The 13,541-nt window shown below is 69.8% G+C and carries 12 protein-coding genes; 5 read left to right on the forward strand and 7 right to left on the reverse strand.

Annotated elements, in window-relative coordinates; all coding sequences use genetic code 11:
- Positions 1-60: 60 nt before the first annotated feature.
- Entirely contained in the window at positions 61-861 is an 801-nt protein-coding gene (locus ACIG36_RS21360; protein ID WP_399929950.1) for an NAD(P)H-dependent oxidoreductase, read from the forward strand.
- A 51-nt stretch (positions 862-912) separates the two neighbouring features.
- Here ACIG36_RS21360 and dnaB read toward each other — a convergent pair whose 3' ends face one another.
- On the reverse strand, positions 913-2,388 hold the full coding sequence (gene dnaB / locus ACIG36_RS21365; protein WP_399929952.1) for a replicative DNA helicase: 1,476 nt from the start codon (positions 2,386-2,388) through the stop codon (positions 913-915).
- A 494-nt stretch (positions 2,389-2,882) separates the two neighbouring features.
- Between dnaB and ACIG36_RS21370 the strand changes: the two genes are divergently transcribed.
- Positions 2,883-4,223, forward strand: a complete 1,341-nt coding sequence (locus ACIG36_RS21370) for an MATE family efflux transporter (protein ID WP_399929955.1) — start codon at positions 2,883-2,885, stop codon at positions 4,221-4,223.
- A gap of 149 nt (positions 4,224-4,372) precedes the next feature.
- On the opposite strand, the gene rplI is transcribed toward ACIG36_RS21370, so the two are convergent.
- From rplI to rpsF, 4 genes are all read right to left on the reverse strand, one after another.
- Entirely contained in the window at positions 4,373-4,819 is a 447-nt protein-coding gene (rplI, locus tag ACIG36_RS21375) for a 50S ribosomal protein L9 (protein WP_399929958.1), read from the reverse strand.
- Positions 4,820-4,837: 18 nt separating this feature from the next.
- The gene (gene rpsR / locus ACIG36_RS21380; protein ID WP_004950692.1) at positions 4,838-5,074 is read right to left on the reverse strand and encodes a 30S ribosomal protein S18; all 237 of its coding nucleotides are present in this window, start codon (positions 5,072-5,074) and stop codon (positions 4,838-4,840) included.
- 74 nt (positions 5,075-5,148) lie between these two features.
- Complete coding sequence (locus ACIG36_RS21385) at positions 5,149-5,736, reverse strand: single-stranded DNA-binding protein (RefSeq protein WP_399929961.1); 588 nt, start codon at positions 5,734-5,736, stop codon at positions 5,149-5,151.
- An 81-nt stretch (positions 5,737-5,817) separates the two neighbouring features.
- Entirely contained in the window at positions 5,818-6,108 is a 291-nt protein-coding gene (rpsF, locus tag ACIG36_RS21390; RefSeq protein WP_006604399.1) for a 30S ribosomal protein S6, read from the reverse strand.
- A 273-nt stretch (positions 6,109-6,381) separates the two neighbouring features.
- On the opposite strand from rpsF, the gene ACIG36_RS21395 reads away from it, so the two are divergent.
- The 3 genes from ACIG36_RS21395 to ACIG36_RS21405 all read left to right on the forward strand — a co-directional run bounded on the left by ACIG36_RS21395 (position 6,382) and on the right by ACIG36_RS21405 (position 9,047).
- A complete protein-coding gene (locus tag ACIG36_RS21395) occupies positions 6,382-6,711 on the forward strand; it encodes a hypothetical protein (protein WP_399929963.1) in 330 nt (109 codons plus the stop codon).
- Between the two features lie 101 nt (positions 6,712-6,812).
- Complete coding sequence (locus ACIG36_RS21400; protein ID WP_399929966.1) at positions 6,813-7,931, forward strand: lipid II:glycine glycyltransferase FemX; 1,119 nt, start codon at positions 6,813-6,815, stop codon at positions 7,929-7,931.
- A gap of 84 nt (positions 7,932-8,015) precedes the next feature.
- Complete coding sequence (locus ACIG36_RS21405; RefSeq protein WP_399929969.1) at positions 8,016-9,047, forward strand: alanine racemase; 1,032 nt, start codon at positions 8,016-8,018, stop codon at positions 9,045-9,047.
- A 34-nt stretch (positions 9,048-9,081) separates the two neighbouring features.
- On the opposite strand, the gene ACIG36_RS21410 is transcribed toward ACIG36_RS21405, so the two are convergent.
- The gene (locus tag ACIG36_RS21410) at positions 9,082-10,575 is read right to left on the reverse strand and encodes a glycosyltransferase family 87 protein (protein WP_399929972.1); all 1,494 of its coding nucleotides are present in this window, start codon (positions 10,573-10,575) and stop codon (positions 9,082-9,084) included.
- Between the two features lie 129 nt (positions 10,576-10,704).
- Positions 10,705-13,323 (reverse strand): transglycosylase domain-containing protein, encoded by a 2,619-nt coding sequence (locus ACIG36_RS21415; RefSeq protein WP_399929975.1) that lies wholly within the window; start codon positions 13,321-13,323, stop codon positions 10,705-10,707.
- Positions 13,324-13,541: the final 218 nt, after the last annotated feature.

Genomic DNA, 13,541 nt, shown 5'->3' on the forward strand with positions numbered 1-13,541 from the left:
CCGTTCCGCCGGTCGAACAGGGTGCTGGCTACCCGGCCGCGCCCGGGAGAACGTGACGGCATGACCAATGCCACGCCGCAGCAGCGGAAGAAGATCCTCATTGTCAGCGCCCACCCGGAAGCCCGTTCGCTCACCACCGCTCTGACCGACTTCGCGGTCGAGCACCTGCGCGAGGCCAGCCACGAGGTGCGGGTGTCCGACCTCCACGCGATGAAGTGGAAGGCGACGGTGGACGCCGACGACTTCCCCGACCACCCCGCGGACCAGCGGCTTCAGGTGCTGGCCGCACACGAGCGCGCCACGCCGGCGGGCCGGCTGTCGCCCGACATCGCGGCCGAGCAGGAGAAGCTGCTCTGGTCGGACGCGGTCGTCCTGCAGTTCCCCATGTGGTGGTTCTCCGTGCCCGCGATCCTGAAGGGCTGGTTCGACCGGGTGTTCACCTACGGATTCGCCCACGGCCCGGCCCTCCCCCCGCCCTACGGCGAGGGCGCGCTTGCGGGACGGCGCGCGCTGGTGTCGGTGACGGTCGGCGCCCGGGAGTCGGGCTTCTCCGACCGGGGCATCCACGGGCGGCTGACGGACGTCCTGCACCCCGTGCAGCACGGCCTGTTCTGGTTCACCGGCCTGGCACCGCTCGAACCCTTCGCGGTGTACGGCGCGAACGAGCTGCCACAGGAGCGGTTCGAGGCGGCGAAGCGGGAGTACGCGCTCCGGCTCGACGGGCTGTTCACCGACGAGCCCGTCCCGTTCCGCTCGCTCACCGGCGGCGACTACGACCACGACATGCGGCTGCTGCCCGACGTCGAGGAACCGGGGACGACCGGACTCGACCTCCACGTCCAGCCACGCACCCGGCACTGACCGGACGTCGGCCCGGCGTCGGCGCCCGCCCTCGGCCACCCTCGGCCCGGATCAGGTCTGGGCCATGTCCACGAAGCGCGAGTAGTGGCCCTGGAAGGCGACGGTGATCGTGGCCGTGGGGCCGTTACGGTGCTTGCCGACGATGATGTCCGCCTCGCCCGCGCGGGGGGACTCCTTCTCGTAGGCGTCCTCGCGGTGCAGCAGGATGACCATGTCGGCGTCCTGCTCGATCGAGCCGGACTCACGGAGGTCGGAGACCATCGGCTTCTTGTCCGTGCGCTGCTCGGGACCACGGTTCAGCTGGGACAGCGCGATGACCGGCAGCTCCAGCTCCTTGGCCAGCAGCTTGAGATTTCGGGACATGTCCGAGACCTCCTGCTGGCGGCTCTCGGCGCGCTTGTTGCCGCCGGACTGCATCAGCTGCAGATAGTCGATGATCACGAGCTTGAGGTCGGCGCGCTGCTTCAGGCGCCGGCACTTGGCCCGGATCTCCATCATCGACAGGTTGGGCGAGTCGTCGATGTACAGCGGCGCGGCCGAGACGTCCGGCATGCGGCGGGCCAGCCGGGTCCAGTCCTCGTCGGTCATCGAGCCGGAACGCATGTGGTGCAGGGCCACGCGTGCCTCGGCGGAGAGCAGGCGCATCGCGATCTCGTTGCGCCCCATTTCGAGCGAGAAGATCACGCTGGGCAGGTTGTTCTTGATCGAGCAGGCACGCGCGAAGTCCAGCGCGAGCGTGGACTTACCCATGGCGGGACGCGCGGCGATGACGATCATCTGGCCGGGGTGCAGGCCGTTCGTCAGGGCGTCCAGGTCGGTGAAGCCGGTGGGGACGCCGGACATCTGGCCGCTGCGCGAGCCGATGGCCTCGATCTCGTCGAGCGCGCCCTCCATGATGTCGCCGAGCGGGAGGTAGTCCTCGCTGGTGCGCTGCTCGGTGACCGCGTAGACCTCGGCCTGGGCCTTGTTGACGATGTCGTCGACGTCGCCGTCGGCCGCGTATCCCATCTGCGTGATGCGCGTGCCGGCCTCGACCAGGCGGCGCAGCACGGCGCGCTCGTGGACGATCTCGGCGTAGTACTCGGCGTTGGCCGCGGTCGGGACGGACTGGACCAGCGTGTGCAGGTACGCGGCACCGCCGACGCGGGTGATCTCGCCGCGCTTGGTGAGCTCGGCGGCGATGGTGATCGGGTCGGCCGGCTCGCCCTTGGCGTAGAGGTCGAGGATGGCCTGGTAGATCGTCTCGTGGGCGGGGCGGTAGAAGTCGTGGCCCTTGAGGACCTCGACGACGTCGGCGATGGCGTCCTTGGACAGCAGCATGCCGCCGAGCACGGACTGCTCGGCGTCGAGGTCCTGCGGCGGTACGCGCTCGAAGCCGCTGCCCCGGTCCCAGGAGCCGCCCTCGTCGCCCCGGTCGTGCTGCTCGCCGCGGCCCTTGCCGTCGCCCCGGCGGGAGCGGGGGAAGGGGAGTCGGTCGCCGGGGCCGCTGTCGCCCCAGGGGTCGTCCATGGGCTCGGGAATGCTCATCCCGGGCCACCTCCTCCCGTCCGCGACGCGGACCTCGCCGTGCCACTCCTTCTTACGGCACGGCTCTGACAATTAGGACGCCCGACTCCGGTTATGGCGCGTCGAGTTCGCGGCGAGTTCGTGTCGATCTCGTAAGGTCCACGAGAGCGGGAACGGGGCGGAAACAGACGGCGGGCGCCGGACCACGGTAGGCCCGCGGGCACCTTCAGCCAATCTGGTTATCCACAGGGCATGTGGATGAGCGGCCCCAGCCTGTGGAGAACTCCCCTCAACCTGTGCACGGCGCGGGGGAAAGCACTGTGGACAAACACACAGTCGTCGCCCGGCCACCCCTCTGACCTGCAGGTTTGTCATCCACCGGCTGTTGAGGAGAAAAACTTTCCCGGCCGGGCGGAGATCGCGACAAACGGCGCAGAGAAGATCACACACAACAGCGAGAAGTAAGGGTCGTAAGCTAGGAGCACTGATTACCTGTGGAAGATTGGACGGGTACCTTGACCCAGGCCCCCGCACTCGAGCGGCGCAGCGCCCGCCGGCACGACCGCGAGATCGTCGCACTCGCCGTCCCCGCCTTCGGCGCGCTCGTCGCGGAACCCCTCTTCCTGATGGCCGACAGCGCCATCGTCGGCCACCTCGGCACCTCCCAGCTCGCCGGTCTCGGCATCGCCTCCGCCCTGCTCACCACGGCCGTCAGCGTCTTCGTCTTCCTCGCCTACGCCACCACGGCCGCCGTGTCGCGGCGGGTCGGCGCCGGTGACCTGCGGGCCGCCATACGCCAGGGCATGGACGGGGTCTGGCTCGCGCTCATACTCGGGGCGGCCGTCACGGCCGCCACCCTGCTGACCGCCCCCGCCCTCGTCGAGCTCTTCGGCGCCTCGCCGACCGCCGCGCCCCACGCCACCACCTACCTGCGGATCAGCGCGCTCGGCATCCCCGCCATGCTCGTCGTCCTCGCGGCCACCGGCGTGCTGCGGGGCCTCCAGGACACCCGGACTCCGCTGTACGTCGCGGTCGGCGGCTTCGCCGCCAACGGCGCGCTCAACCTCGGCCTCGTCTACGGCGCGGACCTCGGCATCGCCGGCTCCGCCTGGGGAACGGCCATCGCCCAGTGGGCCATGGCCGCGGCCTACCTCGCCGTCGTCGTCCGGGGCGCGCGGCGGCACGGCGCCTCGCTGCGGCCCGACGCCGCGGGCATCCGGGCCTGTGCCCAGGCCGGGGTGCCGCTGCTGGTCCGTACGCTCTCGCTGCGGGCCGTGCTGATGATCGCCACGGCGGTGGCGGCCCGGCTCGGCGACTCGGACATCGCCGCCCACCAGATCGTGCTGACCCTGTGGAGCCTGCTGGCCTTCGCGCTGGACGCCATAGCGATAGCGGGGCAGGCGATCATCGGACGTTACCTGGGCGCCGGGGACCGGGCGGGGGCCCGGGAGGCGTGCCGCCGCATGGTCCAGTGGGGCGTCGCCTCGGGCGTGGTGCTGGGCATGCTGGTGGTGGTGGCACGGCCGCTCTTCATCCCGCTGTTCACCTCCGACCCCGCCGTGCGGGACGCACTGCTGCCCGCGCTGCTGGTGGTGGCCGTGGGGCAGCCCGTCGCGGGCGTGGTGTTCGTCCTGGACGGCGTGCTGATGGGCGCCGGCGACGGACCGTACCTGGCCTGGGCGATGCTGCTGGTCCTGGCGGTCTTCGCGCCCGCCGCGCTGCTCGTTCCCGCCCTGGGCGGTGGTCTGACGGCCCTGTGGTGGGCGATGACGCTGATGATGACGGTCCGGCTGGTGACCCTGTGGCTGCGGACCCGCTCGGGCCGCTGGATGGTCACGGGAGCCGTACGCGCCTGACGGCGCGGGAGGAGCCGGAACAGCGGGCCTTGAACGCAGGGCCGGAACAGCGGGCCGGGACGGCGCACGCCATGAACGCCCGCCGAAACAGCGGAAGGGCCGCACCCCAAGGGGTGCGGCCCTTCCTCAGGCTGTGCCTGTCACGGCGTTCAGGCCGCGATGACCTCGATGCCGAGCTTGGCAACGACGTCGGCGTGCAGACGCACGGACACCTGGTGGGCGCCCAGGGTCTTGATCGGCGTACCGACCTCGACGCGGCGCTTGTCGACCTCGGGGCCACCCGAAGCCTTGATCGCGGCAGCGATGTCGGCGGGGGTCACGGAGCCGAACAGGCGGCCGGCCTCGCCGGCACGCGTGGCCAGGCGGACCTTGACGCCCTCGAGCTGGCCCTTGACCTCGTTGGCCTGCTCGATCGTCGCGATCTCGCGGATCTTGCGAGCGCGGCGGATCTGAGCGACGTCCTGCTCGCCACCCTTGGTCCAGCGGATCGCGAAACCGCGCGGGACCAGGTAGTTGCGGGCGTAGCCGTCCTTGACGTCGACAACGTCACCGGCGGTACCGAGGCCGGAGACCTCGTGGGTGAGGATGATCTTCATTAGTTGGTCACCCTTCCCTTATCGCGCGGACGAGGTGTAGGGCAGCAGCGCCATCTCACGGCTGTTCTTCACGGCCGTGGCGACGTCACGCTGGTGCTGAGTGCAGTTGCCGGTCACGCGGCGGGCACGGATCTTGCCGCGGTCGGAAATGAACTTCCGCAGCATGTTCGTGTCCTTGTAGTCCACGTAAGCGGTCTTGTCCTTGCAGAACGCGCAGACCTTCTTCTTGGGCTTGCGCGGGGGCGGCTTCGCCATTGTCTCTCTCCTGTGAATCAAGAAGTTTTGTGCTGTCGCCCTCGGGCCGTCACCGGCCCGGACCCGTTACGGGCCTAGAAGGGCGGCTCGTCCGAGTAGCCGCCGCCGGAGTTGCCGGAGCCGCCGCCCCAGCCGCCTCCGCCGCCGCCCTGCTGGCCGCCGGACGGAGCGCCAGTGGCCCAGGGGTCGTCGGCGGGAGCCCCGCCGCCCTGCTGGCCGCCGCCGGGACCGGAGCCCCAGCCGCCGCCACCCTGGCCACCACCGCTGCCGCCGCCATAGCCACCCTGGCCACCGCGACCGGAGGTCTTGGTGACCTTCGCCGTGGCGTTCTTCAGGCTGGCGCCGACCTCTTCGACGTCGAGCTCGTAGACCGTGCGCTTGACGCCCTCACGGTCCTCGTAGGACCGCTGCTTCAGGCGGCCCTGCACGATGACGCGCATGCCTCGCTGAAGCGACTCGGCGACGTTCTCCGCCGCCTGCCGCCACACCGAGCACGTGAGGAAGAGGCTCTCGCCGTCCTTCCACTCGTTGGTCTGGCGGTCGAAGGTGCGGGGAGTGGACGCGACACGGAACTTCGCGACCGCCGCACCGGAGGGGGTGAAGCGCAGCTCGGGGTCGTCGACGAGATTGCCGACGACCGTGATGACGGTCTCGCCTGCCATGGATGAACCTCTCGGCGGGTGTGCTGCTGGCTGCTTGCTACTCGTTGCGATGCAGCCCGATTACCTCTGAACCGCTGGGGTTCAGTGGGTCTCGGGACGGAGGACCTTGGTCCGGAGGACCGACTCGTTCAGGTTCATCTGGCGGTCGAGCTCCTTGACGACCGCAGGCTCGGCCTGCAGGTCGATGACCGAGTAGATGCCCTCGGGCTTCTTCTTGATCTCGTACGACAGACGACGACGGCCCCAGGTGTCGACCTTCTCGACCTTTCCGTTGCCCTCACGGACGACGGAGAGGAAGTTCTCGATCAGCGGGGAGACAGCGCGCTCCTCGAGATCGGGGTCGAGGATGACCATCACCTCGTAGTGACGCATGTGGAACCCACCTCCTTTGGACTCAGCGGCCACGGTCGATCCGTGGCAGGAGGGTCGTGATGCGTGAACAACGGTATCGGCGGACACTGACAATCAGCGGGAAGTCCCTGGGTTGCCCCCGGGACCGAAGCTGGGTCCGGGCAGACACCGGTGCAGACCGTACAGAGTACCCGCACTCCGGCGTCCGGTTGAAATCCACGGTTCCGGCCCCGCAATCTGGACGCGTCGGGTGTGACCGGCGCTACATTGCGCTTGCCTTCAGGAGGTGGCCCCATGACACAGGCGGTTCGGCAGCCCCGTGGACCCCGCGCGCTTCTCGCCGCGGCTCTCAACAGCGACGGGAAATCCCATCCCGTCGAGAACACCTTCGCCGCGGTGACGGTGGTACTGGGCGGGCTCGCCGCCATTTCCTCCCTGTGGACCGGCCTGCACCTGCTCAGTTCCTGGAGCGGGCTCGCGGGCATCCTCACCGGGGCCTGGGGACAATTCATCTCCGCCACGACCGGCGAGCGTTTTCTGCTCGTCATCGGGCTCGGCGCCGCTGCGCTGGGCTTCTTTCTGGGCATGGCGCACGGCGGGCTCTTCGGCGGTGTGATCGGATAGCGGGCCGTACGCCCAAACGGGGCGCTCCCCGGTCGCAGTAGGCTTCGGCGCGAGAGCCGGAGCCCCGACCATGGGGACACACCTGCCGAGGAGCGCCCCGCATGAGCCTGACCCTGAGGACAATCAGCCGAGAGCAGCATCTGGCATACATCCAGAGCCTGCCCGCGGCCAGTCACATGCAGGTGCCGGGGTGGGCCGATGTAAAGGCCGAGTGGCGCTCGGAGAACCTGGGCTGGTTCGACAAGACGGGCCAGATGGTCGGCGCCGGTCTGGTGCTCTACCGCCAGCTGCCCAAGATCAAGCGCTACCTGGCCTACCTGCCCGAGGGCCCGGTCATCAACTGGTTCTCGCCGAACCTGAAGGACTGGCTGGAGCCGATGCTGGCGCACCTGAAGCAGCAGGGCGCCTTCTCGGTGAAGATGGGCCCGCCCGTCGTCATCCGGCGCTGGGACGCCAACGCGATCAAGACCGGCATCGCCGACCCCGACGCCAAGCGCCTGCGGGACGTCGAGGCCACCTTCATCGAGCCCCGCGCCTTCGAGGTCGCCGACCAGCTGCGCCGCATGGGCTGGCAGCAGGGCGAGGACGGCGGCGCCGGCTTCGGTGACGTCCAGCCGCGCTACGTCTTCCAGGTGCCGCTGGAGAACCGCTCCCTGGAGGACGTCCACAAGGGCTTCAACCAGCTGTGGCGCCGCAACATCAAGAAGGCCGAGAAGGCCGGCGTCGAGGTCGTCCAGGGCGGCTACGAGGACCTGGCCACCTGGCAGCACCTGTACGAGATCACCGCCGAGCGCGACAAGTTCCGCCCGCGCCCGCTGAGCTACTTCCAGCGCATGTGGACGGCCCTCAACTCCGAGGACCCCAACCGCATGCGGCTGTACTTCGCCGTGCACGAGGGCGAGGCCGTCGCGGCCGCGACGATGCTGATCGTCGGCGGCCACGTCTGGTACTCCTACGGCGCCTCCGCCAACCACAAGCGCGAGGTCCGGCCGTCGAACGCGATGCAGTGGCGGATGCTGCGCGACGCCTACGCGCTGGGCGCCAGCGTCTACGACCTGCGCGGCATCGGCGACTCGCTGGAGGAGACCGACCACCTCTTCGGCCTCATCCAGTTCAAGGTCGGCACCGGCGGCCAGGCGGCGGAGTACCTCGGCGAGTGGGACTTCCCGCTCAACAAGCTGCTGCACAAGGCGCTCGACATGTACATGTCCCGCCGCTGATCCTTCCGTCCGCCCGCGGCACACCGCCGCGGGCCGCACGACCACATCACCCAGCAGACCCAGGGAAAGGTTCCGGGACCGGCCATGGCGCTCACGCTCTACGTCGACAACGCGCGCTGGCGGGCACACCAGCAGTCCGTCATCCAGCAGTTCCCGGGGATCGTCCCGGTCTGCAAGGGCAACGGCTACGGCTTCGGCCACGAGCGGCTCGCCGAAGAGGTGACGCGCTGGGGAGCCGACATCCTCGCCGTCGGCACCACCTACGAAGCGGCCCGGATGAAGGACTACTTCGGTGGCGACCTGCTGGTGCTGACGCCCTTCCGGCTCGGCGAGGAGCCGGTGCCGCTGCCGGACCGCGCCATCCGCTCGGTCTCCTCGGTCGAGGGCGTGCGCGGCCTGGTGGGCGCGCGCGTCGTCATCGAGGTCATGAGCAGCATGAAGCGGCACGGCATCAGCGAGGAGGACCTGCCCAAGCTGCACGCGGCCATCGAGGACGTGCGCCTGGAGGGCTTCGCGATACACCTGCCGCTGGACCGCGGCGACGGCACCACCGGGGTCGACGAGATCACCGCCTGGATGGAGCGGCTGCGCGGCGCGCACCTGCCGCTGCACACCATGTTCGTCAGCCACCTGAAGTCCGACGAACTGCTCGAGCTGCAGCAGCGGTTCCCGCAGACCCGCTTCCGCGCCCGCATCGGCACCCGGCTGTGGCTCGGCGACCACGACGCCACCCAGTACCGGGGCGCGGTCCTGGACGTGACCCCCGTCTCCAAGGGCGACCGCTTCGGCTACCGGCAGCAGAAGGCGGCCGGTGACGGCTACCTCGTCGTGGTGGCCGGCGGCACCTCGCACGGCGTCGGGCTGGAGGCGCCGAAGGCACTGCACGGCATGATGCCGCGCGCCAAGGGCGTCGCCCGCGCGGGCCTGGCGACCATGAACCGCAACCTGTCGCCCTTCGTCTGGGCCGGCAAGCAGCGCTGGTTCGCGGAGCCCCCGCACATGCAGGTCTCCATCCTCTTCGTGCCGAACGACGCGCCGGCCCCCCAGGTCGGCGACGAGCTGGTGGCCCATCTGCGGCACACCACCACGCAGTTCGACCGCATTCTCGATCACTGATCCACCCCCGTGGTCCGGGGCGGGGAGCGCCTGCCTACAGGCCGGTGCTCCCGGTGCCCCACTGAACGCGTGCGCCTTCGCGGTGCTCCGCGTGCCGCTTCCGGCGCGCGGAGCCGAGGGTGAATATGTCGGGCGCCCCGTCCAGGACGCCTCCCGAGGGGTCGTCCGAGCCGTCGCGCCGCACCACGTCCCGCTCGGGCAGCAGGATGTCCCGCACGACCAGGGCGCACAGGTACAACGTGCCCAGCAGGTGCGCGATGATCGCCAGTTGGTAGCCCTCCGGTGGCAGGCCCTGGTGCTTGTCACCGCTGCCCGTGTAGGCCAGGTAGAACCAGATGCCCAGGTAGTACAGGACCTCACAGCCCTGCCAGATCAGGAAGTCACGCCACTTGGGGCGGGCCAGCGCGGCCAGCGGCACCAGCCACAGCACGTACTGCGGCGAGTAGACCTTGTTGACGAGGATGAACAGGGCCACCACCAGGAAGGCCAGCTGTGCGAAGCGCGGACGCCTGGGGGCGCACAGACCGAGCGCCCCTATCGCCAGACAGCCCAGGATCATCAGCAAGGTGGCGTAGGTGTTGGCGTCCTCCAGCGGGTCGCCGGTGCGCTGGGAGATGAAGAGCCAGACCGAGCCGAAGTCGACCGGCCGGTCCTGGCTGAAGGTGTAGAACTTCGCCCAGCCCGCCCGGATGTGGAACCCGTCCGCGTCGTACGTGAGCATCACCGGCAGGTTCACTGCCAGCCAAGCCCCGGCGGCCGCCGCAGCGGCCGCGAGGAAGGCACGCAGCCGCCCCGCCCGCCAGCACAGCACGAACAGCGGTCCCAGCAGCAGCACCGGATACAGCTTCGCCGCGGCCGCCAGGCCGATCAGCACGCCCGTCGCGACCGCCCGCCCGCGTGACCACATCAGCATCGCCGCGGCCGTCAGGGCGACCGCGAAGAGGTCCCAGTTGATGGTGGCCGTGAGCGCGAAGGCCGGCGCGAGGGCGATCAGCAGGGCGTCCCAGGGGCGGCGCCGGTGCGTACGGGCCGAGCACACCACGATGACGGCCGCGCAGACCAGCAGCATCCCGGCGTTGACGAACCAGTACATCTGCTCGCGGTGCTGAATGGTCCCGCCGCCCGGCGTGAGCAGCGCCGCGATCTCCATGAACAGGCCCGTCAGGACCGGATACTCCAGGTACTCCATACCGCCGGAGAGGGACTGCGGGATCCGGTCGAAGTACGGCAGGAGGCCCTGGTCGAAGCCGCGCCCGCTGTACAGGTGCGGGATGTCGGAGTAGCAGGCGTGGGTGTACTGCGTGGTGGCGCCGAAGAACCAGCCGTGGTCGTAACACGGCAGCTTCTGCACCATCCCCAGCGCGAACATGCCGATGGCCACGAGGGCGATCACCCGCACCGGCGTCCACCAGCTCACCCCGAGCAGCGCACGCCGCCCCACGGGCCCGCCGATGAGCTCGCTGCCGGCGGCGGCCACCTCGTCCTCGACGGTGGGCCGTACAAGCTGGTCGTCCCGCGCGCTCCTCATGCCCACATCCTGCCGTACGCGCCTGTGACGCGGCGGAGCCTGTGGACAACTCGAGGGCCGCCCCGCGCGAACGCGGGACGGCCCTCGAAAAGACCAGCTCAGGCAGCCTGTGCCGGATTCATATGATGATCAGCCGTTGGGGCCGCCGAACAGTCCTCCACTGCCTGGCGGGCGTCCGGTCGGATCCGGTGACGGCGAGCTCCCCGTGCCGCCCGGCCCACCGGTGGTGCCACCGTTCTTCCCTCCGCTGCCCCCGCCGTTCTTGCACTTGGGGTCGAACAGGCTGCAGGTCCTGGTCGGTGTCGGGGAGCTGGTCGGCTGCTTCGACGGCGAGGCGGACGCCGACGGGGACGGCGAGGCCGAGGGCGATGTGGAGGGCACCGGGCTGGGGGAGGGGCTGGCGCCGTCTCCGTAGACCTTCTCGCCGATCGGCTGCGGCGCGTCGAACTGCAGGGCGGGCTGCCCCTTGAGCGCCTTGCCCATGTAGTCCGCCCAGATCTCCGCCGGGAACGACGCACCGTGAATGGTGGGCTGGCCGCCCACACCGCGCATCGACAGGAACTCCTGCTTCTTGGCGTTGGGGTCGACGCGGTACATGCCGATCGCCGTCGACAGCTGCGGGGTGTAGCCCGCGAACCAGGCGGAGCGGTTGCCGTCGGTCGTACCCGTCTTGCCGGCCGCCGGACGGTTGCCGAGCTGCGCCTTGGTGCCGGTGCCCGACTCCACGACGGTCTTCAGCACGTCGGTGACGTTGTTGGCCACGTTCGAGTCGAAGGCCTGCGCGCTCTTGGCCTCGTGCTCGTAGGCCGACTTGCCGTTCTTCTCGACCTTCTCCACCGAGTACGGATCGGTCTGCTTGCCGTTGGCGGCGAACGTGGCGTACGCGCCCGCCAGCCGGATCGCGCTGGGCGCCGAGGTGCCCAGGGAGAAGGTGGGGGTCAGCGAGGCCAGCTGGTCCTTGTCCAGACCCGCCTTGACCGCCGCCTCCTGCACCAGGTCGGTGCCGACGTCCATGCCCAGCTGGATGAACGGCGTGTTCACCGAGTACTGCATGGCGGTGCGCAGGGTGACCAGGCCCTTGTCCTCGTCACCGTCGTTCGGCTGGCGCCACTCCCCGCCGTTCTGGTCGTGCCAGACGGAGCCGTTGTAGTTCCGCAGCGTCAGCTTGTTGTTGCCGTTGTAGATACTCTCCGGCGAGACGACCGTGCGCTGGCTGTCGCTCTGCTGCGGGCCCAGGCCCGGATTGCGCTTTCCGTGCGTCATCGCGGCGGCCAGGACGAAGGGCTTGAAGGTCGAGCCGACCTGCACACCGGTGTAGTCGGAGTTGTTGGTGAAGTGCTCCAGGGCGTTCTCACCACCGTAGATGGCGACGATCTTGCCGGTCTTGGGCTCCACCGAGGCGCCGCCGAACTGCACGAACTGGTCGACGTCGCGCACCTTCGGCTTGATGTTCGCCTTGCGCACGTCCTCGACCGACTTGGCCAGCGTGTTGACCTTGTCCCGGTCGAAGGTGGTGTAGATCTGGTAGCCGCCCTTGTCGAGCTCCGCCTTGCTGATCCGGGAGTGGGCCACGATGTAGTTGTCGGCGAGGCCGGTGAGGTAGCCGATCTGCCCGGCGCGGTTGGTGGCGGGCTTGGGCTTCTGCACCTTCGGGAAGCCCTGCGCGACCCACTTGTCGCGCTCGGCCGCGTCCATGCGGCCGACCTGGACCTCACGGTCCAGCGTCCACTTCCAGCGGTCGGTGGCCCGCTTGGTGTTCTTCTCCGCCGTCGCCGCCGGCCCCTGGCCGCCGAACGGGTCGTAGAGGTTCGGACCGTTCAGCGTGGCCGACAGGAAGGCGCTCTCGCTGGGCGTCAGGTCCGCGCAGTCCTTGTCGAAGTAAGCGCGCGCCGCGGCCTGGATGCCATAGGCCCCACGCCCGTAGTAGGCGGTGTTGAGGTAGCCCGCGAGGATGAAGTCCTTGTCCTTGGTGGCCCCCACCTTCACGGAGATCAGCAGCTCCGTGGCCTTGCGCTTGAGCGTCTGCTCCTGGCTCAGGTAGGTGTTCTTCACGAACTGCTGCGTGATGGTCGAACCGCTCTGCGTCTCACCGCCCTGCGCCATCTTCACCACGGCGCGCGCGATGCCCATGGGGTCGACGCCCCAGTCCGTCTCGAAGCTGGCGTTCTCGGCGGAGATCACCGCATCCTGCATGGACTGGGGGATCTGGGCGATCTCCACGATCTGCCGGTTGAGGTTGCCACCGCCGGCGACGACCATCTGCTTGCCGTCGGCCCAGTAGTAGACGTTCTTCTGGACCACCGAGGCCAGCTGTGCGCTGGGCACCCGCACCACGGCCAGCGCCACGCCCACGATGCCGAGGATCAGCGCGCCGAACGTGAGCACCATTCCGGCCGTCAGCTTCCAGGACGGAATCCAGCGCCGCGCTCCGCTTTTGCCCGCGCGCGGGTAGTCGATGAAACGCTTGACGGGCGGGCGTCCGCCGTCCCTGCGGCCGCGTCCCCCACCGCCGGTTCCGGCGTCCGGGGAGCGTCTGCGCCCGCCGGCGCCGGAGCCGCCGCGCGGGGCCGCACGGCGCGTATCGGCCCGGCCGGCGTAGCGGGAATCGTCGCCGCGGCCGTGCCCCGGTCCGGCGGAGTTACTGGGTGATGCGGCGCGACGGCCGGACGTCGGCTGCTGGGCCGCGCGACGGGCCGCGGCTCGTCCCCCGCCCTGAGGCGGCGGCGGCTTGCGGCGGTGCTCGCTCATCGAACGATTACTCCTCGGGCAGGCGCTATCGCCTGACAGCGGCAGGTGGCTTGCATTCCCCCCGATGTGCGATCCGGCTGTCCCCCTGAGCGACGGGCCGCACTGCATACGGGACGAGGACGTCTGACGACGTCACCCGGTTCCCGTTGGTCTGCATGGCGCACAGACTACGCACGGCCAAATCCCGCCCACTGCGGATCTTCACTCCAAATCAGGCC

Source organism: Streptomyces sp. NPDC053048 (assembly GCF_044547045.1).
Classification (GTDB): domain Bacteria; phylum Actinomycetota; class Actinomycetes; order Streptomycetales; family Streptomycetaceae; genus Streptomyces.

Bases quoted from the DNA above. Each gene is read 5' to 3' on its own strand.
- ACIG36_RS21360 (WP_399929950.1), top strand. From the start codon at position 61: ATGACCAATGCCACGCCGCAGCAGCGGAAGAAGATCCTCATTGTCAGC.
- dnaB (WP_399929952.1), bottom strand. From the start codon at position 2,388: ATGAGCATTCCCGAGCCCATGGACGACCCCTGGGGCGACAGCGGCCCC.
- rplI (WP_399929958.1), bottom strand. From the start codon at position 4,819: ATGAAGATCATCCTCACCCACGAGGTCTCCGGCCTCGGTACCGCCGGT.
- rpsR (WP_004950692.1), bottom strand. From the start codon at position 5,074: ATGGCGAAGCCGCCCCCGCGCAAGCCCAAGAAGAAGGTCTGCGCGTTC.
- ACIG36_RS21385 (WP_399929961.1), bottom strand. From the start codon at position 5,736: ATGGCAGGCGAGACCGTCATCACGGTCGTCGGCAATCTCGTCGACGAC.
- rpsF (WP_006604399.1), bottom strand. From the start codon at position 6,108: ATGCGTCACTACGAGGTGATGGTCATCCTCGACCCCGATCTCGAGGAG.
- ACIG36_RS21395 (WP_399929963.1), top strand. From the start codon at position 6,382: ATGACACAGGCGGTTCGGCAGCCCCGTGGACCCCGCGCGCTTCTCGCC.
- ACIG36_RS21400 (WP_399929966.1), top strand. From the start codon at position 6,813: ATGAGCCTGACCCTGAGGACAATCAGCCGAGAGCAGCATCTGGCATAC.
- ACIG36_RS21405 (WP_399929969.1), top strand. From the start codon at position 8,016: ATGGCGCTCACGCTCTACGTCGACAACGCGCGCTGGCGGGCACACCAG.
- ACIG36_RS21410 (WP_399929972.1), bottom strand. From the start codon at position 10,575: ATGAGGAGCGCGCGGGACGACCAGCTTGTACGGCCCACCGTCGAGGAC.
- ACIG36_RS21415 (WP_399929975.1), bottom strand. From the start codon at position 13,323: ATGAGCGAGCACCGCCGCAAGCCGCCGCCGCCTCAGGGCGGGGGACGA.